Source organism: Bacillus sp. SORGH_AS_0510 (assembly GCF_030818775.1).
GTDB lineage: Bacteria > Bacillota > Bacilli > Bacillales > Cytobacillaceae > Neobacillus.
Genome location: NZ_JAUTAU010000001.1, coordinates 3,014,922 through 3,037,374, shown reverse-complemented (window position 1 = coordinate 3,037,374; position 22,453 = coordinate 3,014,922). Strand labels below are relative to the sequence as shown.

22 protein-coding genes are annotated in these 22,453 nt (G+C 37.4%); 16 read left to right on the top strand and 6 right to left on the bottom strand.

Annotation, left to right across the window (positions count from 1 at the left end; genetic code table 11):
• Nucleotides 1–2: 2 nt before the first annotated feature.
• A complete protein-coding gene (locus QE429_RS15600) occupies nt 3–512 on the bottom strand; it encodes a DinB family protein (RefSeq protein WP_307288207.1) in 510 nt (169 codons plus the stop codon).
• A 139-nt stretch (nt 513–651) separates the two neighbouring features.
• Nucleotides 652–1,107, bottom strand: coding sequence for a DinB family protein (locus tag QE429_RS15595; RefSeq protein WP_307288205.1), 456 nt, complete (start codon nt 1,105–1,107; stop codon nt 652–654).
• 653 nt (nt 1,108–1,760) lie between these two features.
• Here QE429_RS15595 and QE429_RS15590 point away from each other — a divergent pair.
• The 10 genes from QE429_RS15590 (at nt 1,761) to QE429_RS15545 (ending at nt 10,356) form a co-directional block, all read left to right on the top strand.
• The gene (locus QE429_RS15590) at nt 1,761–2,630 is read left to right on the top strand and encodes a LysR family transcriptional regulator (RefSeq protein WP_307288204.1); all 870 of its coding nucleotides are present in this window, start codon (nt 1,761–1,763) and stop codon (nt 2,628–2,630) included.
• 181 nt (nt 2,631–2,811) lie between these two features.
• Entirely contained in the window at nt 2,812–3,435 is a 624-nt protein-coding gene (locus tag QE429_RS15585) for an SH3 domain-containing protein (RefSeq protein ID WP_307288202.1), read from the top strand.
• Between the two features lie 56 nt (nt 3,436–3,491).
• Nucleotides 3,492–4,049, top strand: a complete 558-nt coding sequence (locus QE429_RS15580) for a LysM peptidoglycan-binding domain-containing protein (protein WP_307288200.1) — start codon at nt 3,492–3,494, stop codon at nt 4,047–4,049.
• Between the two features lie 165 nt (nt 4,050–4,214).
• Entirely contained in the window at nt 4,215–6,644 is a 2,430-nt protein-coding gene (locus QE429_RS15575; protein WP_307288198.1) for a heavy metal translocating P-type ATPase, read from the top strand.
• Nucleotides 6,645–6,654: 10 nt separating this feature from the next.
• Nucleotides 6,655–7,485, top strand: coding sequence for a hypothetical protein (locus QE429_RS15570; protein WP_307288196.1), 831 nt, complete (start codon nt 6,655–6,657; stop codon nt 7,483–7,485).
• Between the two features lie 98 nt (nt 7,486–7,583).
• On the top strand, nt 7,584–7,928 hold the full coding sequence (locus QE429_RS15565) for a metal-sensitive transcriptional regulator (RefSeq protein ID WP_307288194.1): 345 nt from the start codon (nt 7,584–7,586) through the stop codon (nt 7,926–7,928).
• 13 nt (nt 7,929–7,941) lie between these two features.
• Entirely contained in the window at nt 7,942–8,148 is a 207-nt protein-coding gene (copZ, locus tag QE429_RS15560) for a copper chaperone CopZ (RefSeq protein ID WP_307288192.1), read from the top strand.
• 83 nt (nt 8,149–8,231) lie between these two features.
• Entirely contained in the window at nt 8,232–9,005 is a 774-nt protein-coding gene (locus QE429_RS15555; protein WP_373463263.1) for a TatD family hydrolase, read from the top strand.
• 170 nt (nt 9,006–9,175) lie between these two features.
• Nucleotides 9,176–9,469, top strand: coding sequence for a transposase (locus QE429_RS15550; protein ID WP_307288169.1), 294 nt, complete (start codon nt 9,176–9,178; stop codon nt 9,467–9,469).
• Nucleotides 9,397–10,356 (top strand): IS3 family transposase, encoded by a 960-nt coding sequence (locus QE429_RS15545; protein ID WP_307290844.1) that lies wholly within the window; start codon nt 9,397–9,399, stop codon nt 10,354–10,356. The genes QE429_RS15550 and QE429_RS15545 overlap by 73 nt, the downstream gene beginning before the upstream one ends.
• 243 nt (nt 10,357–10,599) lie before the next feature.
• Here the strand turns inward: QE429_RS15545 and QE429_RS15540 are convergent, their stop codons facing one another.
• Both QE429_RS15540 and QE429_RS15535 read right to left on the bottom strand, forming a co-directional pair.
• Nucleotides 10,600–11,865: an MFS transporter gene (locus tag QE429_RS15540; RefSeq protein WP_307288190.1), complete on the bottom strand. Its 1,266-nt coding sequence runs from the start codon at nt 11,863–11,865 to the stop codon at nt 10,600–10,602.
• A gap of 13 nt (nt 11,866–11,878) precedes the next feature.
• Complete coding sequence (locus QE429_RS15535; protein ID WP_307288189.1) at nt 11,879–13,186, bottom strand: alkaline phosphatase family protein; 1,308 nt, start codon at nt 13,184–13,186, stop codon at nt 11,879–11,881.
• Nucleotides 13,187–13,380: 194 nt separating this feature from the next.
• On the opposite strand from QE429_RS15535, the gene QE429_RS15530 reads away from it, so the two are divergent.
• Both QE429_RS15530 and QE429_RS15525 read left to right on the top strand, forming a co-directional pair.
• Nucleotides 13,381–14,310 (top strand): alpha/beta hydrolase, encoded by a 930-nt coding sequence (locus QE429_RS15530; protein ID WP_307288188.1) that lies wholly within the window; start codon nt 13,381–13,383, stop codon nt 14,308–14,310.
• 21 nt (nt 14,311–14,331) lie between these two features.
• Nucleotides 14,332–14,619, top strand: coding sequence for an HNH endonuclease (locus QE429_RS15525; RefSeq protein WP_307288187.1), 288 nt, complete (start codon nt 14,332–14,334; stop codon nt 14,617–14,619).
• Nucleotides 14,620–14,627: 8 nt separating this feature from the next.
• On the opposite strand, the gene QE429_RS15520 is transcribed toward QE429_RS15525, so the two are convergent.
• Nucleotides 14,628–14,945, bottom strand: a complete 318-nt coding sequence (locus QE429_RS15520; RefSeq protein WP_307288184.1) for a hypothetical protein — start codon at nt 14,943–14,945, stop codon at nt 14,628–14,630.
• A gap of 164 nt (nt 14,946–15,109) precedes the next feature.
• On the opposite strand from QE429_RS15520, the gene QE429_RS15515 reads away from it, so the two are divergent.
• On the top strand, nt 15,110–16,360 hold the full coding sequence (locus QE429_RS15515) for an ATP-binding protein (RefSeq protein ID WP_307288182.1): 1,251 nt from the start codon (nt 15,110–15,112) through the stop codon (nt 16,358–16,360).
• A gap of 19 nt (nt 16,361–16,379) precedes the next feature.
• On the opposite strand, the gene QE429_RS15510 is transcribed toward QE429_RS15515, so the two are convergent.
• Entirely contained in the window at nt 16,380–18,455 is a 2,076-nt protein-coding gene (locus QE429_RS15510; protein ID WP_307288181.1) for a metallophosphoesterase family protein, read from the bottom strand.
• Between the two features lie 206 nt (nt 18,456–18,661).
• Between QE429_RS15510 and QE429_RS15505 the strand changes: the two genes are divergently transcribed.
• The 3 genes from QE429_RS15505 (at nt 18,662) to QE429_RS15495 (ending at nt 22,402) form a co-directional block, all read left to right on the top strand.
• Nucleotides 18,662–19,690, top strand: coding sequence for an ATP-grasp domain-containing protein (locus QE429_RS15505; protein WP_307288179.1), 1,029 nt, complete (start codon nt 18,662–18,664; stop codon nt 19,688–19,690).
• Nucleotides 19,691–19,826: 136 nt separating this feature from the next.
• Entirely contained in the window at nt 19,827–20,690 is an 864-nt protein-coding gene (locus tag QE429_RS15500; protein WP_307288176.1) for an ABC transporter permease subunit, read from the top strand.
• Nucleotides 20,690–22,402, top strand: a complete 1,713-nt coding sequence (locus QE429_RS15495) for a hypothetical protein (protein ID WP_307288174.1) — start codon at nt 20,690–20,692, stop codon at nt 22,400–22,402. Before QE429_RS15500 ends, QE429_RS15495 begins: the two co-directional genes overlap by 1 nt.
• Nucleotides 22,403–22,453 lie beyond the last annotated feature (51 nt).

Sequence of the window (22,453 nt, the reverse complement as noted above, 5' to 3'; positions counted from 1 at the left end):
CTTCATTGGATGCGGATAGAGTTTTTTATCTCTTTAATTTGGTCAATATGTCGTTGATCATGTAAGTATATTAGGTCAATCCATTGATTTAAGGGTAGCTCGCCAAAAATAGGATGCTTTGCTGACTTTTCTCTCAAAATCACCTTATCCTCCACACTGTCAAGAACAGTGAGTAAGTAGTTTCTGGAATCATATAAGAGTTCAGTGATTTGCACTAATTCCAATGATTCTAAAACTGGTTTTACAATTTCTGGGGCCTCGATTTTTATAGTTCGGTCCAATAATACCTGGATATTTTTTTGTTTGACATGATTACTGGATGATTGCTTTAGACCATAATCAATGGCACGTGCAAATAATTTCTCAGTAATAGCAAGGTGATGACACACTTGTGCGATACTCCATTTGTCAAGTCCAGGACTTCTATTAAATTCTTCGTCCCCTAGTAAACTAATTTCGTTGAACAGGCTTTCTCTTGTTTCTAATAAATGTTGATGCTGTTCTTCTGTCATGAATGATCCTCCTCAGCAAATTAAACTAATTTACTAAATGTTATTACTTATTTTCATGACCTAGTACTAATAACAAAAAATAAAAAGGGCTACTAGTTGGTATTATTCAAACAATATTCTTCATTTTTTTGATACAACTTTACTTAGCTAGTTCATATACTTCTTTTATTTGCTTCATATGGTGTTCATCATGTTCAACCATACCGACCAAATATTTTTCAAGTGTGAAAGAATGCTCACCGATTGTAAATGTAGTATGGAGATTGGTATCTGTTAGTTCTTTGAGTAGTCCTTTCCGGTTGAGGATGAATTTCTCAATAAGTTCATTTTTACTAATACCCGAATGGGCAAAGTTTTGGGCATCATTATTAATTGCTTGGACATCTACTTGTCCAGTGGGGAGGGTTTCTCCAGCCAACATCAATGGTAGTCTAGAGTTCTGTATATATTGGTCCCATAATAAAAGATGTGCAACAATAGAAGCCGACGACCACTTTCCTTCACCAATCGGTGAGAAGAAAATATGATCGTCTTCCACTTGCTTTAAATCTTCTAAAAATGGAATGATTGAGCCAAATTGTAAAACAACATTCATCGAAATTCCTCCTAATTTTTTACTTTAATAATAGAATACCAGTTTTTAGGTGTAATAGGGAAAGGTGATTTAATATAAGGTAATAGCGACTAGTTATGGGTATATTCGTTAGTAGAATTAAGAAAGAGCTGACTAATTGGATTGTGCCCTTAGTAGATTAACCAATAAACGGAGTTTTTCCAGTTATTCAAAAGAAAAGTGGCTCATTTTTGCGTTTTAAAATCAGCGGAATATCTCCTTTTATTTGGACTAATTTACATCCAGTTTTCCAAAATAAGCGGAATTCCTCCGCCTATTTAATAGAACAATTCTTAAAATAAAGCAGACCAAAGCAACAATGTCTTAGAAAAGAGCCGTTTTTATGAATTAAAAAAAAAAATTATTCACATATTTTCCTCATTATTGTAATCTGAGATTAAGGTAAAATTGGGCGTTTTTAAATGATTGGCTGTGTTAAAGAACAGTGTTGATTAATACATCCTGTTAATTGGAGCGGAAGGCACGAAGATTCCTGTGGGAGTATGGTTCAGGAGAGACCCCGCAGACGCTTGCGTCGAGGAGGCTCGCCGAAACACCCACGAACCGCTCGTGCCTGGAGCGGAAATCAACAGGCAAGTTTAACAGAGCCAAATGATTAAGAGGATTTGATGTCCGTGTTGAAATTAATTCAATTAAAATATTTTGTTTCTACGGTAGAAGCAGGCAGCGTTACGACAGCGGCTAGAAATCTATTCATTTCACAACCAGCGCTCTCAAAACAACTCACTCAACTTGAGAGTGAGTTAAATTGCGAACTATTTTTAAGGAAAACGACCGGAATAGAATTAACCGAAGCAGGTAAACATTTGTACCTAAAAGGGATTGAATTATTAAAGGCCGCTGATGAACTTTCGTCTGAAATGAATCAATATGCCAAAAAACAAACCATTAAGATCGGTGCGTTGCCAAGCATTGGCACACATTTTCTACCTGCTATTGTTAATAGACTAAGAGATGACTATAAAATTGAGGTTTTAATTAAGGATACAACAGAAGAATTAGTAAGATTAGTTGAAAATAATCTGGCTGATTTTGTTTTCGCGCAAGATGTAACGAATAATCGGAATTTTGTTATGGAGAATATATTTTGGGAGCCATATGATGCAATCCTCCCAATGACGGTAAATAGTGATCAACCGGCTCTTTCTATAACAGAGTTTGTTGATAACCAACTGATCATTCATAAACATCCGTGTGACATCCGCACATTTTTTGAGAATTATTGTAGAAAAAATAATATTGGATATAAGCTTGGGATTGAGTTAGAAACAAATGAATCCATCGTTGCCTTTGTATCCAGTGGCCTTGGGGTTTCTATTATGCCTCGAATGGTTTCTCGAAATGTGAAAGCCGAATCCGCTACAATTAGGGAGTTTGCCGAAGATCAATTTGGCAGAAGCATTTACCTTATATATAAACCATCTTCAAAAAAATTGGCAAAAACAATTACTGCCATTTCAAAAGAAAATATACCGGGACACTAAAAGGCACACGACATTTTAAAAGCGTGTGCCTTTAATTATTTCTGCTATTTTGAACCTATAGAAAAATATTTTACCTTTAGAGAGGAATTATGGAAGGAATGTGGACACAAAATCACATCAATCATCGAATACACTATGGGGAGAAAGATACAACTTAAGAGGGAAATAGGAGAAGGGTATTATGACTACAGAATTATTTGCATATGGTGAACTTTCATTAAAAAGAAAAGATACTTATGGAAAAAGAAAGAAAATAAAAAGTGAACCACCAATTTTCACTTCAAGGATGGAAAAACGGGAATATTATAAGTCTGTAAGTCTCTTTGACATTCGAAACGTGATTGATGTAAAAGGACTATTAAATGATATTCATACAAATTTACATACATATGTTCAAAAAGTTAACGAATGGATCCAAAAAAGTCCTGTAAAGAAACTTGTGGTAACGGGAATTTTTACTGTTATTCTGGGGGTGTTTTCTACTAATGCGAATGCAGCTTTTATCCATGAATACACCTATCAGGTGAAAAATGGTGAAAGAATTGAAAATATTGCAGCTGCACATGGAGTAACAGCCCAAGAAATATTAGAGGCCAATGGGTTAACTTCTATTGATGGTAAAAAAATTTTATTACCTAAAGTCCAAAATCAAACGGTTACCGCTACAAAACTAAATATTAGGTCGCAACCAAGCACATCAAGTACCATTATTGGTCAATATCAAAAAGGGGATGTTGTTAAGGTCTCATATATTGAAAATGGGTGTGGGCAGCTATTCTTCTTAAAGGACGAGTTTGTTTTGTAAGCGCTGAGTACCTTTCAGGAGCTACAATTGATGCACCAACAGGTGACCAAACAAATATGTATGTAACTGCTTCATCATTGAGGGTCAGGGAAGCAGCATCTACAAGTAGTTCAATAGTAGGGTCATTACAATTAAATGATCGTGTATCGGTTACGACAATAGGTAATGGCTGGGCTCAAATTATTTTTAACGGCAAAAAAGCATTCGTTAGTGCAACTCACTTATCGAAAAACGAACCATCAGAACCAAGTAAGTCTGTATATGTGATTAAGAGCGGCGATACTTTTACAAAAATCAGTAAAGCATTTGGGGTCCCCATCTCATCACTACAAGAACTAAATCCAACTGTAGATCCAACAAGGTTGAAAATTGGACAAACAATAAAACTGCCTGAGACCACTTTTGCTAATACAAATCAAATTATAGTATCAGCCCATATAGCTGGAATTGAATCCGGTGGAACTTTCCGCTTTATAACATCAGATGGAAAAACACATGTGGCAAAAGCAACAGGAAACATGATAAACGAACTGTTTCATCATCAAGGAAAAAATATCACCCTAACACTTGAAGCGAACAGGGGTCAAGTCTTAACTTTAATTTCATTCCAATAAGAATTAAGCCTCCAATCCAATGGAGGCTTTTTTTATAAATTAATAAATAAAATTTGTTTTTTTGTTGACATTATAGGGTAGGGGGGTATAGTATAAAAGCATAAGATATATTTCCATTTCAAGGAATTGAAAAACTATTGTTTGATATAGATAGGAGGAAGGAACATGAGCACCGCAACAAAAGAAATACAACTACCAATAACCGGGATGACCTGTGCAGCCTGTGCCATTCGAATTGAGAAAGGCTTAAATAAACTTGAAGGGGTAGAAACAGCTAATGTGAACTTAGCCCTTGAAAAAGCCACGATAAAATATGATCCAGTTGTAACGAATGTGACCGATTTTACGAAGAAAGTGAATGACCTTGGATATGGTGTCTTATCAGAGAAGGTCGAACTTGATTTAATGGGTATGACCTGTGCAGCCTGTGCTGCAAGAATTGAGAAGGGGCTAAACAAACTTGACGGAGTTAACAAAGCAACCGTTAATTTTGCACTCGAAACGGCTAGTGTGGAGTTTAACTCATCTCAAATCACCATCCAAGAAATGATCAAAGGCGTAGAGAAACTAGGTTACGAAGCTAAGGTCAAACAAGAAACAACAGAAGAATCGGTCGACCATCGTGTAAAAGAAATGGAAAAACAAAAAGGAAAGTTTCTCTTTTCACTCATTCTTGCCTTTCCGCTATTATGGGCAATGGTTAATCATTTTGAGTTCACATCCTTTATTTATCTACCTGACATGCTGATGAATCCTTGGGTCCAATTGGCACTCGCAACTCCAGTTCAATTCATTGTTGGAAAGCAATTTTATGTAGGAGCATTTAAGGCACTTCGAAATGGTAGTGCCAATATGGATGTGCTAGTTGCGCTTGGAACGTCCGCTGCGTATTTTTACAGTCTCTATATCATTATTTCCGCTATTGGGTCCGGACAGATGATGTTTGACTTGTACTTTGAAACAAGCGCGGTATTAATAACTTTGATTCTTTTAGGTAAATTGTTTGAGGCCCGGGCCAAAGGTCGTTCCTCTGAAGCAATCAAGAAACTAATGGGTCTTCAAGCCAAAACGGCGACAGTAGTCAGAGAGGGTAAAGAACTTGAAGTTACTTTAGAAGAAGTGGTGGTCGGAGACATCATATTGGTAAAGCCAGGTGAAAAGGTACCGGTCGATGGAGAAATAATCGAAGGACGCTCCGCATTGGATGAGTCCATGCTGACAGGAGAAAGTGTCCCAGTGGATAAAACCATTGGGGATCCAGTTATCGGTGCTACGATCAACAAAAATGGCTTTCTAAAAATAAAGGCAACAAAGGTTGGACGGGATACGGCCCTTGCACAAATTATTAAAGTGGTTGAAGAAGCGCAAGGATCAAAGGCCCCAATCCAACGCATGGCAGACCAAATCTCAGGAATATTTGTTCCTATTGTTGTTGGGGTTGCCGTAATAACGTTCTTGGTGTGGTTTTTCGTAGTGAGTCCTGGGAATTTCGCTGAAGCCTTAGAAAAAATGATCGCTGTTCTTGTTATTGCTTGTCCATGTGCATTAGGTTTGGCGACACCAACCTCTATCATGGCGGGCTCCGGACGTGCAGCCGAAGCTGGAATTTTATTTAAGGGCGGAGAGCACCTTGAAAGAGCACACCGAATTACTACTGTTGTTTTAGATAAAACAGGTACGGTTACAAATGGGAAACCAGAACTAACTGATATAATCGTAACAGCTGATCTTAAGGAAACAGCATTTTTACAATTGGTAGGTACTGCTGAGAAACAATCTGAGCACCCATTAGCAGAGGCAATTGTAAAGGGCATAAAAGAAAGAGGTATTGATCTATTAACTGCTGAAGAATTTGAAGCTATTCCTGGTTATGGAATAAGAGCTACGATTGACGGTAAAGAGTTATTAATTGGGACACGAAAATTAATGAACAAATACGCTGTTACTTTCCAGTCATCTGAGCTCAAGATGGAAGCTCTTGAGGAAAACGGAAAAACAGCGATGTTAGTGGCAATCGATCATCATTTTGCAGGAATTGTTGCTGTGGCTGATACGGTAAAAGAAACGTCAAAATCAGCAATTCAGAAATTAAAAGATATGGGCCTTGAAGTCATCATGATGACAGGTGATAATGCACGAACAGCAAAAGCCATTGCGGATGAAGTAGGTGTTGATGCAGTGGTGGCAGAAGTTTTACCAGAAGGAAAAGCTGATGAAGTGAAGAAGCTTCAAAACCAAGGTAAACGTGTAGCGATGGTTGGTGATGGAATCAATGATGCGCCAGCCTTGGCGATTGCAGATATTGGCATGGCAATCGGTACCGGGACAGATGTAGCGATGGAAGCAGCTGATATCACATTAATGCGAGGCGATTTAAATAGTATTGCAGATGCCATCGACATGAGTAAGAAAACCATCCGAAATATTAAACAAAATCTATTTTGGGCCTTTGGCTATAATACGTTAGGAATTCCAGTCGCAGCATTTGGATTCTTGGCCCCTTGGCTGGCAGGAGCTGCAATGGCATTTAGTTCTGTATCGGTTGTATTAAATGCGCTCAGATTGCAGCGAGTAAAATTAAATAATCATGAATAGGAGCGGTTCTATGAAAAAGTGGGTAATATCCGCCATTGTGTATCTATTGGTCGTCATTGGTGCCTATACGGCATATGACAAATTTTCTGATAAAGACGTGGATCATAGTGAAACAAACAGCCATGAAACAATGGCAAATACAGAAGGCCATGGTCATAAAGAGAAGGAAGGGGGACATGAGCATGAGGGAGGTGAGGTGAAAACAAGTGAGGTGGAAACGACCTTCTTATATAAGGATGGAAAAATAACCATTGTTCTGAAGGACGCAAATGGCAAACCTGTCGATGATCTTGTGGTAAATCATGAGAAACTCCTTCACTTAATCATAGTGGATGAACATTTAGATCAATATTTACACTTACATCCTGAAAAAGTTGGTGCAGGTAAGTTTGAACTTTCTCAGGAATTACTGGATGGAGCTTATAAGGCGTTTATCGACATAAAGCCAGAAAAACTAAACTACCATGTAACACCAGTGGCTTTTACAGTAGGAGAACAGCAGGATTCGCATAGCCATAACCAACTTAAAGTTGATGAGAATTTCGTAAAAACCATAGATGGAAAAACGGCGGAAATGGAAGTTAGTTCTTTTGAAGCAAAAAGGTCTGTCATACTTTCATTCAAGGTGGATGAAACCTCATTGGAACCTTATCTAGGTGCAGCAGGACATGTGGTAATCTTAAATGAAACAGCTAACGAATACTTGCATGTGCACCCGCAAAATGAAACCAAACCAGTCTTTGAGACACAGTTTGACCAACCGGGAAAATACAAAATATGGGCTGAGTTTAAACAAGATGGAAAAGTAAGAGTGTTTTCATATGTTATTGAAATTAAATAGTTGAGAAAAGCCAATAAGTTTGAAAAGATGTTAATTTACGCCCGTCGCATTACTATACGGGGGTATGATATAATGTATTCAAAAAAGGGGGCAAATAGATGTCCAATGAACATGAACTGGAAGAGATGATCGATGAGTCATGCTGCGATCACGAAGGCAGTCATCGAAAGAGTCATCATTCAGATAAAGTGAAAAGCAACCTTGTGACTAGATTGAATCGAATTGAAGGCCAAATCCGTGGGATTAAAGGCTTAATTGAAAAAGATACGTACTGTGATGATGTGATTACTCAGATTTCTGCGACTCAATCCGCCTTAAATAGTGTGGCTAAAGTCTTACTTGAAGGACATATGAAAAGCTGCGTAGTAGAGAGAATTCAAGAAGGCGATTTCGAGGTCGTGGATGAAGTTTTAGTTACGATTCAAAAATTAATGAAAAAATAGGAGGAAATATATCATGGAACAAGTAACTTTAAATGTAAGCGGAATGTCATGTGGTCATTGTGTTAAAGCGGTTGAGGGAAGTGTAGGCGGACTTCAGGGCGTTAAGAAAGTCGATGTAAAACTTGATAAAGGTCAAGTAGATGTGGAATTTGATCCTAGCGTGGTTACTCTTAGCACGATTAAAGAAACAATTGATGATCAAGGTTATGATGTAAAATAATATTTGATGAAGCACTTGGGTTTGGGAGCCCAGGTGCTTTTTTGTATTATTTTAATAATGAACGTTTCCAAAAGGAGATGGCAATATTGAGAATGATAGATGCACATATTCATTTAGATCAGTATAGTGAGCAGGAATTAACTACTTTAATGGAAGACTCTCAATCCATTGATGCACTTGTTACCGTTTCGAATCATCTTACATCGTGTAAAAGAAATCTTCAATTATCACAAACCTTCCATAAAGTGAAACCGGCGTTTGGTTTTCACCCGGAACAGCCTCTTCCTACAGATGAAGAAAAAAGTGACCTTTTTACATGGATTGATGCCCATCGGGATGAAATGGTTGCGATTGGAGAAGTAGGACTTCCTTATTATCAACGTCTTGACAATAAAATCACTTCTAGTCAATATGAACAATATGTGGAGTTTGTAGAGGCTTTTATTAAATTAGCAAAGAAAAATGACAAACCGATTGTGCTACATGCGGTGTATGAGGATGCGTCTGTAGTTTGCGATTTATTAGAAAAGCATTCAATCGGAAAAGCCCATTTTCATTGGTTTAAAGGGGATCGCAAAACGATAACAAGAATGATGAGAAATGGATATTTTATTTCAGTTACACCTGATGTTGTATACAAAAAAGAGATTCAAGATATAGTGGTTAATGTTCCAATAGAGAGACTAATGGTCGAAACAGATGGTCCTTGGCGTTTTAAAGGCCCATTTCTTGGGCAAATGACTCATCCCAATATGATGCAACATTCGATTAGTAAAATTGCTTCTATAAAAAATCGTAAGTCAACTGAAGTTGGCGATATCCTACTCCAAAACACAAGAGATTTTTATGCGATTTAAGGTGAATGGCTCATTTTTCGGTTGTATTGGCTGATTTTGGTGAGGGAATGGCTCATTTTTGTCAGGCATTGGCTTATTTTTCGAGATGATTTGAGGTTAGTCTAAAAAGTGGACACGTATAAATGAGATTTAGTTTATAATACAATCATCATTTAAAAGGACGTGTTCATATGAAGAAACATCATACTCAAGAGTACAGAGATTATGTTTCAAAGTTAGTTGTTGAAGAAGGGAAAAAAGCCACAGATGTTTCTAAGGAATTAGAGATCTCTTATAAGACTGTTAGTCGTTGGGTGGCAGCGTATAAGGAGAAAGTAAATGTTAGCCAGGAAGGTAAGGAATACATTACACCTAAAGAGCTTGAAAAATTAAAAAAGCAACATGAGAAAGAATTACAACAGTTAAGAGAGGAAAACGAAATTTTAAAAAAGGCGATGCACATCTTCACGAAAAACCAAGCGTAATATATACCTTTATTCAAGCCCACTCTGATGAGCACGCTGTGGAGAAGATGTGTGAAGTTCTAAACGTTTCAAAGAGTGGCTATTATAAATGGCTGAAGAAGCAGAACCAACCGCAATCTGAGAAAGAAGTCTATCGTTCGGAGATCAAACAGAAAATAAGTAAGTCCTTTCATGAAAGTTTTGGGACTTATGGAAGTCCTAGAGTTCACGCTGACCTTGTGGAATGGGGTTATATCATTTCACAAAAAACCGTGGCTCGTATGATGAAAGAAATGGGATTAAAGGCAACGTCGAAAGAGAAGTTTGTAGTCACAACAGATTCCAATCATGACCTATATATTTATCCTAATCTGCTTAACCGACAATTTGACGTAGAAGAACCTAATCTAGTTTGGGTATCTGATATTACGTACATTTGGACTTTAGAAGGCTGGATATATTTATCTTCTGTAATGGACCTTTACTCCAGAAAAATTGTGGGGTGGAGTCTTGCCTCACACATGAGGAAAGAGTTATGTATACAAGCATTAAAGATGGCGATCATTTCAAGACAGCCCGGTACAGGAATAGTTCATCATTCTGACCGGGGTTCCCAGTATTGTTCTAAAGAGTATATTGATATTTTGAAAGAGCAAAAAATGAATATAAGTATGAGCAAAAAAGGTGACCCTTACGATAATGCTTGTATAGAATCCTTCCATGCCACAATTAAGAAAGATTTGATTTACAGAAGGCGTTTTAGGACCAGGGCCGAAGCTATAAAAGCAATTAATTCCTATATTAGTGGTTTTTATAATGAAAAACGAAAACACTCGACTTTAGGGCATTATTCACCAAATCAATTTGAGAGATATCACCACCAAGATAAAGTAGAAAATATCTCATAGGATAGCCATTTGGTATTAGAAATAGTCAATCAAGGTTATCGATTGACTATTTCTAATACCTGACCAAGCGAAGTGCGGTAGTGGTAATGGCTTTTAAAATCTCAAATTTTAGTGTCTACTTTCTTGACAGAAGACCAGATTGGCTCATTTTTTCACCGGATTGGATATTTTACCTTAATCTTCCAATATAATACGAAAGAAAGACCAGTTCCCCAACGGAAACTGGTCCTAAATTTTTTGAGATCAAGTAGGGGAGTTCGAAACATCTTCAGCTTCCGGTACACGTAAAAGTACGATGCCGCCTACAATAAATAACAAAATCAAACTGAACACGCCGCTATTTGTATTCCCTGTTAACTGGGCAGTAAAACCGACTAAAAACGGTCCTAGTATGGCAGCAAACTTATAAAAAATACTATAGAAACCAAAGAACTCATTAGAGCTTTCCTTTGGAACCAGCTTTGCAAAGTACGAGCGGCTTAGAGCTTGAATCCCACCCTGTGAAGACGCCACCAGCATCGCAAGAATCCAAAAATCTAACGTCGTCTTTAAGAAATATGCATAGGTACAAATGACGATATAAACAAAGATTCCTACGAGCAGCATCGTTTTACTTTTAAACTTATCTGCAAGTCTTCCATATAAAACGGCAAACGGTGCAGCGACAACTTGTGTGGCAAACAAAATAATTAATAGGTTGGTTGAATCTATGCCCAAATCAGAACCGTAGGCGGTAGACATAGTGATAATGGTATTTACTCCATCAATGTAAAAGAAATAGGCGATTAAAAATAAGAATAATGGCCGGTAAAGTTTAATCTTTTTAAAGGTTTCAAAGAGTTGTTTAAAACCATTGGAAATAGGATTTGGTACACGTTCCTTATAGTAAACCTGCTTTACATGTTTTATCATGGGAATCGTAAACAATCCCCACCATAAAGCAGTGATGGCAAAAGATGCCTGACTTGCTACCGAAACGGTTAAAGGCAGAACGCCTCTATCCGATAAAAGAATTAGTGCAATACCGATAATAAAAGGGATTGTACTTCCGATATATCCCATTGCATATCCCCGTGATGAAATCTGGTTCATCCGTTCCTCTGTTGTGACGTCCACAAGAAACGCATCATAGAAAATATTTGTTCCCCCGAATCCTATCACGGTAAACATATAACAGATTAATAAAATGAGCCATTGGCTACTTGGAACAACTGCTAACAACAACGTGAATACAATTCCAAGTCCGAAGAAAAAGGTAAAAAACCGCTTCTTATATCCCTTAAAATCTGCAATACTGCCTAAAATAGGGGCACAAAGGGAGATAAGGAGTGTAGCAAACGAATTGGCATAACCCCAATAGGCGGTAGAAGTGGAGGCTGCAAGACCTGCTTTAGTTGCTGCAGCCTTAAAATATAACGGAAAAATGGCTGTGGTAATCAGGATGGAGTAGGCAGAGTTTGCCCAATCATAAAACACCCAGCTCTTTTCTTGCTTTGACATCCGACTCATTCATTTTCCCCCTTTATAAAGCTAATAGTTCTTCGATAACCCTTCCATCTGTATTTCCTAAGCTGACACCTAGAAGTCTTGCAAAGGTTGGGCCTTCATCAATGAGGCGGATTGAAGGAAGGGTAATGGGCTTAATTCCTTTTCCTGATGCCATTAGAATGGTACCGTAATTTTCTTTTTGTGGTGAATACCCGTGACAGGCTAAGGTGTACTTTTTATCTGCTGCAGCATCCTCACGAGTAATTGTTTTTATAAATTCGCCTTCATAATCTTCTAAAAAATAAAAACCACGTGCGGCTTCAATCATAAACGCACAGGATCCATCTGCCCCTTTTTCAGCAGCTTGTTCTCCTGTTAAAATACTTTCAATTCCTGAATTAGAATCTTGAATCAACCTTTCTAAAAGAGCTTTTACTTCGTTAAAGGTAGTAACATCTTCTTTATCTTTTATGTAAATATATGCAGAGCCATCGCAACTTTTACAATATGCCTTCCAATTTATTATTTTCTCTTTCGAGTTAGTCGAAAGTAGATTCTTCTTCCGGAACAATACGTTTAAATTAACAGCCTTATTTTCATCTAAAGCACTATGGTCACCTAAGGCCACGATCGTTGAATTCTCATAGATTCCACTTTCCTTCAACGCATCAATGATTCTCCCTAGACGATCATTATGGCGATGAATGGCAGCCATAGCTTCCTCTGAAGAAAAACCATGAAAATGACGCTGGGTATCTAGGTCGGTAAAGTGGACCATTAATAGATTAGGTTTCTTTGTTTTAATGGTGTGGACGGTTGACTCTAGAACGAAGTCATCCAGCTCTGGCTGTTTTAACCCCTTTCGGATATGACCAAATCGCTGATTGAGCTCTAATTGATAACGTGGAGTACCGTTCATTAGCGAAACCATAATTTGATTATGCCATGGGCGATTTGCAAAAATTTCGGGCATATTATAGTCAATATTTGCTTTCCCGGTAACTGGCCATAATAATGCAGCCGATGTCATATTTGCTTTTTTCACTTCATCATATAAAGTAGTTCCTCGAATGCACTTTCGGAACCAATTCCAATCTGGTGACACCATGCCTGGTTGCAGTAGCGTATTATTAATGACGCCATGCCGATTAGGATAATTTCCGGTTACGATCGTTGCATGACAAGGATAGGTGACAGAAGGATAGATTGTCTCTACATTTTCAACATAAGCCCCGTTGGTTACTATCGTTTGAAAATGGGGGAGGTCTTTAAGTATCGTAAAATCTAAAGAGGAAAGACAATCAAAAGAGATGATTATTAAATGATCTGTAAGTCGAGTCATGTTATACCTCCGAAAGTATGTATCACATATTCCAATTGTACTACAGCGATGTGTTCGTTTGTTACAGAATTTTTACAAAATTTTTAATATATAAGTAAAAATGGAACGTTCCCACATTACTAAGATAGTAGTGGAAGATTTTTCTAGTATAATATAACTAAAAAAACTCTTTATGTAAAAAGGAGTAAAAAAACATGCCAAGTATCCAAAAAAGTTATTTTTTTGCAAAAGGAATTAAATGGTCAGTAAAAAGAGCCTTTCGTAAGGGTGTAATGGACAGAGAAATGAATGAAAAACGACAAATGCTGGATTCTGTCGCTAGAAGGATAGGAAAATTGCCGGATGGTTGTATGGTAGAGTCACTCCAAATTGAAGGTTTGTATGCAGAATGGCTTACTGCAGGCTCGACGATGGACGGAAAGGTAATCCTTTATTTACACGGCGGTGGTTATGCGTTCTGTTCTGCGAACACTCATCGTCCGCTTGCAGCTCGGATTGGGAAAGCAGCTGGGGTAAAAGTGCTTTTTCCAGAATATCGGCTGGCTCCAGAGCATCCATTTCCGGCCGCAATTGAAGATGCGATTAATGTATACAGGTGGCTTTTACGTGAAGGATATAAACCGGAAAATATCATTTTTGCAGGGGATTCAGCAGGAGGTGGCTTAAGCGTGGCGACCACACTAGTTTTGAGAGACCAGAATGAACCACTCCCAGCGGCTATTGTCTGTCTTTCTCCTTGGGTAGATCTAACTAGTAGTGGGGAAAGCTATAGGAGAAATAAAGAAAGGGATCCGTACTTAAACCTGGGTGGTGTAAGAAAAGCAGCAAGTATGTATGCAGGAGTAGAATCGCTCGATCATCCACTCATTTCTCCTGTATTTGCTGATTTCACAGGATTTCCACCGCTGTTCATCCAGGCAGGTAATCATGAAATTTTGCAAAGTGATGCAGAAAAGCTGTGTGCCCAGGCAAGAGCAGCTGGTGTAGAGGTTTCATGTAAGATTTGGGATGGAATGTGGCATGTGTGGCAAATCAGCGGGAATGCATTACCAGAGGCAAAACGTGCAATTTATGAAATTGGAGAGTTTGTGAAAAGAACGTTTCGGCAGAAGAGCGGCGCATAATGAAAAAAAGTAGGTGAAAAATTGCTGGCCCAGTGTGAATTATGTAATCGTGAAGACGTTGAGATTACCGAGCATCATTTAGTCCCCCGGGAAGAGGGTGGCGGGAAGTTAGCGAAAGCCAACCTGTGCATTCCATGTCATAAACAAATTCATGCTTTATATACCAATAAAGAACTTGCAGTACGCTTAAATACCATTCCAGATTTAAAGAAAGATGAAAAGATAAGTAAATTCATCAAATGGATTCGAAAACAGCCAGCATCAACCCTAATTAAAACAAAACGATCAAATAATAATCCCAGAAGATAAATTGTCATTTAGTATTTCTTTTCTACTCTAACAATACCTTTACCTAAATTATCTTTTTCAAAATAGCATATAACCTTATCGTGAACTTTGATCTTATCATCTGACCGGATTTTTTGAGCCGAAAAGTTTATTTCCGTCCCGTTATTATCTTTTCCATAATATTGATTACCACTAATTTTGCTAATCGTGTATTCGCTCGAAATTAACCCTGAGTTGTTATCACCATTAGTATTTGTTTGAACAGGAGCTACTGTATGCGATTTAATCAATACTAAAACTACTAAAATGGTTGAGAGAACCGCAAGGATGATTATTCTTTTTAACATGTTTCTTCCCCTCCTTCTATGTATTTTAAGAGAAGCAAGAGGAAAGTAAATCCTACTATATTCCTTTAGTCTTTATACCTATATCAAGAAAGTCAACAAATTATGAAATCTTTAGAGTATAATGTAAAATACTAGTATTATTAAGTTCTTGAAAGGTTACGAAGATGAACATAGTAAAGGATTTTTTGTTGCAGTTAACACTAATGGTGATGCCCATTTTTATTTATTTTACATTCATAACGGATAGGGTAGAGAGTAATAGAAAAAGAAACGTAATAATGACCATTCTGTGGGGAATTTCAATTCTATTTTGCATGTCCTTTCCGGTAAGTTTTGGCGAGAATGCTCGACTAGAATTAAGAATCATTCCACTATTAATCGGTAGTTTATACGGTGGATTTTGGCCAAGCATTTTCCTATCCAGCCTAATTATACTTTATCGACTGTATCTCGGGATTAATTTAGGGTTTTATAATACCATCATTGTCTTGGTTTTCACACTGCCTGTTATTTTATTTTTTCGTAAATTGTTTGTGAGTTCCAAAAAAGATAAAAAGGTTAAAATAGCGATAGGTCTTTCTTTGTACTATTGTCTTGCTGGACTCACGATATTTGGTATTCTAAGGGGATTTTCCATAGATTATCTTAAAGTACAGTTAATACATCTTATCTTTGCAGTGGTTTTTACTTGGTTCTTTACGTTGTTAGTTGAAACGATCAGGGAGGCTCATCAGCTGCGTTTGGAAATGCAACAATCCGAGAAATTAAGGGTTATAAGCGAATTAACCAGTGTCTTTGCTCATGAGATAAGAAACCCGATGCAAGTAACACGTGGCTTTCTACAGCTGCTTGACGAGCCCAATTTATCTAAGAATAAGAAGGAATTTATTCAAATTTCGATTGAAGAACTAGATCGTGCAAATGAAATCATTAATGATTTTTTATCTTTTGGAAAACCTACCATTAATAACTTCGAAAAAATAGACGTAGGGAATCAGTTAAAACGTGTGGTAAATATCCTTCAAAGTTACAGCCGCAACCACAATGTTAAGATTATAACGGATTTTCAGAGTAACTGTTGGATTGATGCTAACCCTCAAAAATTGAACCAGTCTTTAATAAATGTTTTGAAAAATGCAATAGAGTCCATGCCGAATGGTGGAACGGTTTGGATGACATGTTCTTCAACGGAAGATAGTTTTATAAGGATTACTATTAGAGACCAAGGAATTGGTATGACGAAAAAGCAAATAGAAAGGCTTGGCTCTCCGTTTTATTCATTAAAGGAAAGTGGAACAGGGCTAGGAATGATGGTTAGCTTTCAAATTATCCAATCGTTTAAAGGTAAAATACAAGTGAATAGTGAAATAGATAAGGGCACGGAATTTATTATTCTTATACCTGAAGTAGAATGAAAGGAACAAACCGGAGTTTTCAAGGCTCATTTGTTCCTTCTACTAACAAGGTGCTTGCAATAGATTCTGATGATACAGTAAGGAGCCCTAGGTTATTGGCGGTTTCAATAATAGATCCTTTGCCTAAAAACTGATATCTTAGCTGGTCCTTCCATAAAAAGGGCTTCTGCGCATCATTTTTGTCAACATGACTAATAGTATAAGCAGGATCACAGATCCGATAGATGTCCTTATGTTTCCTTTTGAAGGAATTGATGCTAATAACTCCTTTCATTAGCAATCCCCATACACCTGTAAGGCTCTTATTTTTAAAAGGACTGCTAGTACATTGAAGAATTGAAAGCTTGTTACCTGCTGGGAAGGTTACCATTGATTTTACCAAAGATGCATAGTGAACATCACCAGATAAAAAGATACACTCTGAAGGAGCCCATTCTGCCACTTGGTAAAGTAATTTAGTAAATCCTTCTCCATTATATTTCCACGCTTCAAAATCAAATGAAGTGCGCACATCTATCCCAATAATCTGAAAGGGTTCAACAAAATCATGCAAAAAGGACTCAATCAGTCCCATGCCATAAACGGGAGTTGCCGAAACAATTATGATAGGTGTTTTAGACTTCCAATTGCTTTCTAGAAGGATCTGCGATACCCTTAACCAGCCATGTTGGCTTAAAAGCTGTGGACACTCAGTCGTTTCCTCTATTTTGTAACCAAATTTCAACGGTTTTGGAGTAGAACTATATTGGCGCTGTGTTCGCGTATCTAAAAAGAGGGCTTTAGGGTGCGTAGGTGCAACGAAATGCCACGAGTCATATTGCCAAAGCAAATTTACCCCCTGTGCATAATTGGACGAAGCAAAGGATCCTTTCCTGATGGTCTTGAAATAGGATTCCATCTGCTCGATAAAATCAAAGTCAAAACTGCCAGGGTCATTCCCCCAGCCCTGGAAAGCCCAATATGCAGATAATCCATTTGCTATTACGTGCCTTCCCAACGGTGCGTCCCACACGTTCTTTTTCCATTCAGCAGTTATATTCCAATCATCTGTAAGGTCATGATCATCGAAAATCATATAGGTAGGGATGTTTGCAAACAGGCGCCTAACATGCGTGAGAGTTGAGCGTAGGGATAGTAGGGCTTCTTGCTGCTCAATGAAACGATCATAAATTTTCTGCCGTTCCAATTTATGTTCTTTTGAATCTTCTTTCTCACATGAAAAGGCATAATGGATAAGTCTTTGATTCTCCAGTTCTTCAAAGCTTTCAAATAAATCATGTGCTTGTGCAAAATCCCAAAGGACTGGACTCCAGGATAATACATACATGGCCGCGTATTCGCCTAACTCGACTAAATGATTTTGAGCGCGTGAAGAGGTAAATTGACAAAAGGTTTCCATAATAAACTGTCGGCCATTAACTTGATACGATGTTGTGCGAAAGGGTTCGCGTTCAAGGCGTTGATCCAGTTGATGAAGAGGTTCATGTTGACCGATTAATAGGTTGCTAATTTTTGAAATGACTGTAATGAGGGGATCAGCAACATCATCTGCATATATTTGATCACCCATGAGGAAAAGATGATCGGGCCTGTTATCAACATCAGTGTGATGCTTATCGAGTATAGAGTCGGCATTAGCAAGAGAATCTTCTCCCTCACCATGCAGTTTTCTGCAGGAACCATAAAAAATGTGGCTTGCTTTCTGTCCACTCTTTATTTGAAAGGTTGGGTATTTTAGCTTGCCATAGACAATTGACTCGGGATGTCCTGGAGTGAGTAATCCAAGGCTTTTTAAATCGTAAGTTTTCGAGTCTTTAGTAAACCATAAATTATATCCGATTAAGGAATCAACAGGAAATGAGTGGTTTAATGGGGTAATTTTTATTAAGTAGATAAATAATTGGTTACCGACTTTTACTTTCATGGCTTCGCTTACGATAGCTAATTCATGATATGTGTTTGATCCATTTTCATTTATTATTTGAAAGAGCTCTGCTTCTATCTGCACACTTTTACTTGTAGCAACCCATACAAAAACCTGGGTGGGCTCAACACGACGAATAATTGGTCCAGCCAGTAATAAAGGGAACTCCATCCTATTCACCTCACATGTAATTTGGTTTTAGGTGCCTGACACATAAATATTCAAGAGTTGATAATATTGCCATCAATAAAGCGAAAACTCCCCTTGAAAATGGATTTTTAATTGAAAGTTGATATTTTAACATAATTAAAATTATAAAATTTCTTTTATTAGCGCATAATGGAAAAGGTCTTACTACAACAAGAAAGAGGATTCAGATGAAGATTTGGTTTAATAGATGGTTTACAACAGTATCGCATTATATTGATATGATTCGGGCAAATGAAGAGGGTAGAAAGGTCACTATATACGGAACCCATCCCAATAAGGATGCACTTTACCTGCAGAATTGCGACCATGCCTTCGTAGAGCCTGACATATCAGGTGATGAGTATATAGCTTTTTGTTTAGATTTTTGTCAAACACATGCCATTGATATTTTTATTCCTAGAAAAGAGAATGTCCGTATATCCCAACGACTGATTGATTTCGAAGGTCTTGGGGTAAAGGTACTAGTTTGTCCCGATGCAAAGCTAATGGAGACAATGGATAATAAAGCAGCTGCTTACCGAGATTTAGCGAGGGGCAATCCCATCATATCCATACCTGAATATGAAGTGGTCCATACGGTAGAAGAGTTTAAAAATGCATATTTCTCATTAAAGGAAAAAGGACATGTGGTTTGCTTTAAACCTGTGATTGGTGAAGGGGCAAACGGCTTCAGGGTGATTAAGGATCAGATCGAGTCGATCCAACAGCTGTTCTATCAAGGAGTAGGCCACCGGATTCCATATGAATATGCATGTGAAATATTAAGTCAGCAGGAGACGTTCCCCGAGTTAATGGTAATGGAGTACTTAGAAGGCAGAGAATATAGTATTGATTGTCTTGCTTCCAATGAGAGGCTGTATGCTGCCATACCACGTATGAAGGGGGAAGGCCGTGTAAGAGAGTTAGTTGAAAGCTTAGAACTTATTCAAATCGCACATAAGTTCCATGATAAGTATAAACTGCCTTATGTGTTTAACATCCAGGTGAAATATAACAAAGGCATTCCAAAACTACTTGAAATTAATCCACGAATGAGCGGTGGGTTGCATATCAGTTGTTTATCTGGCATCAATTTTCCATTTCTTGCAACAAAGATTCTATTAGAAGAAAGAGTAGAACCATTGAAGCCTCGTTTCGGCATTCGTGCAAGTCATATCGAAAAAGAAATGATACTTAAATATGGGGGCAATCAATGAAAAAGCCCAGTAAAAAAGAAGGTAGACTCTGCCTTCTTTTTAATTTACAAAAAATATTTTCCAAAAAGTGTAACTTTTTTGAATGTTTATACGCTTAATAAATGAGGAGATTTTTTGTCTTAAAGGGGGTTACCATTTGAAGCGTATCGTTCATTACATACTTAGAGCTTTTTGCATTGTGATTGGCTTTGCACTTTTTCTATCCACACCCTTCTTATTCGGTGAACATGAAGGGGCTTTTATTTTCGATAGTAAAGCTTTCACAACAGTTTTTGCCAATAAACTCAATGAACTAACTCACTTTTATAAAACGGATTTTTTCATGGGGTGGATGAAAACAGATATGCTCCAAAATTATCTGTATTCTATGAAACTATTTTTGGCCTCTACTGCACTTACATTGGGAGTTGGATTTTTTATCGCAGCAATTGTCATCATGTCCCCAGCTAAAATAAGAAGAAAGTTAAGAAGTGTAATTAACTTCAGTGAAGCAGTTCCTGATTTACTCGTCATTTTTGCGTTGCAAATATTAGTCATTACCATATACAAAAACACAGGAATTAAGCTGTTTCAGCTTTATGGGTTTACTGGTAATCCGTATTTTATTCCAATTGTAATTATCTCTTTCCTCCCGACATTCTTTTTAGCACAATTTCTAATCAATGCTTTTGGCGAGGAAATGGAAAAGGACTACGCTATTTTCGCAAAGGCAAAGGGGTTAGCCTTTACGAAAATTTACCTGATTCATATGTTAAGAAATATTTTTCCTATGTTTATTGTTCAACTGAGAACATTAATCTGGGTCATTCTATCTAATCTATTCCTAGTTGAATATCTTTTTAGTTTAAGAGCCTACACTTCTCATATTGGAAACTTAGGTACATTGAGTAGTGTGGAGGCGGTGCTTGATATCATTCTCTTCACCATACCAATTATTCTTATTGAATTAGTTATTGGTGTATTGTCCATCCGTTCAAGAGGTAAAGAGGAGGCTCTGTAATGAAAAGCTATAAAAAAACGATCTTCGGCACAGGAATGATATTGATTGTCCTACTACTGAGTCTCCTTTATCCTGTTTTTGGTCCAGAAGATTATAATAAGCAAACGTTAATTTATGATCATGATGGTTCAGTAATAGGAAAGGCACCTTTTCCACCATCTCTAAATCATCCATTTGGGACAGATGAAAATGGTCAAGATCTTATGCTTATGATGATAGATGGAATGAAGGTAACTGTCCTTTGTGCCATCTTTGTTACGGTTTTACGGGTTATTTTTGGGGGTTTCACCGGAATCATTTTTTCCTTTTGGCTCCCAAAGGCAGTTCCCTATTTTAAAGACTTATTTATCGGGTTTAGGTATGTTCCAACCTTAATTATTGCAATTACGTTTATGAGTCCAATAGCATCTGCTACCAATCAACTTCCAATGATGTACACAATGATGTTTCAAATATTCATTTTATTTCTAGTAGCTTTTCCTACAGTGGCTCTCTCATCGTTAGAAATAGTCAATGATTTAAGAAAGCGAACGTTTATTGAAAGCTCATACCTAATGGGAGCAAATAGTTTCTTTCTAATCCGTCGTCATTTATTGCCGTATTTTAAGTCTTATGGTCTATTAATGATGGTTCAACAGTTTTTAGCTACCCTCGTCTTAATCATGCACCTAGGCTTATTTGAATTTTTCTTAGGTGGAGCAGTTGCAGAGGGGATATTTGGCTATGAAACTCCTCCGAGAGCGGCATCTCTATCAAACGAATGGTCAGGGCTTATCGGGCAGAACTTTGAAGTATTTATTCATTTTCCTTGGATTGTCCTTTGTGTCATGCTAGGCTTCTTTTTCCTAATCGGTATTGTAAATATGATCAAAAAGGAATTAGAGGAGAAAATGAAGCATGATTATATACTGGTTAAAAAGAAAAAGGAAAGAGCAGTGGTAAAAATAGAGAATTCAAGGCCACATACTATAAATCCTACATCATTTGTATTGGTCAAGTATCCTCATATTGACTCGGTTCAACATACAAATCATAAAGGAAGAAATAGTAAAAAAGTGGCTGTTGCAATCATATTTGCTGGTCTAGCGGCTTCTCTATTTATCATTCCGTTTATGGTAGGGGAGAAAAAAAGCGTGAACTTTGCAGCAGATAAAAAAGATCGTGTAGTGACTGCTTCAACAAAAGCGAGCGCTCCTGTTAAAGTCACACCAGTTCCATCAAACCCAGAAGATGAGAAAAAGAAAATGGAATTAGCTAAAAATTTTAATTTTAGCAAGGTCAATAACAAAACTGAGGATGAAGTGAAGAAAGTGTTGGGAGAACCAGAAAAATCAAGAAAATTAATTCTTACTTTTGAAGGTAATCTCAAGGTTCCTGCAGTGTCTTATTCCTACGGCAACAGTCGAGTGGAAATCATATTTATTGAAGGCAGTGCCAAAATTATGACTCTGTTTCCTGCTAGTTATTGTGATTACTTTAAAGGGTTAAGCCAATGTCTCGCTGGAATGGGAATTAAAGCTGATAAATTTGAATTTAAAGGACAGACTGAAATGCAATCAAAAATCAAGCACGCCTATAATGTCAGTGGTATGGAATTCATAGAGGTTGAACGCTATACGATGGGAACAAATCCGGAGATTGCAAGGATTATGGCGGTGACCGAGAAGAAATACAATCCTATAGTAAATATTGATGTTGATTATTCTAAATAAGTTTAAATTTTGATTAAAATGCGAAAGGGCAGGTTTTTACCTGCCCTTTCG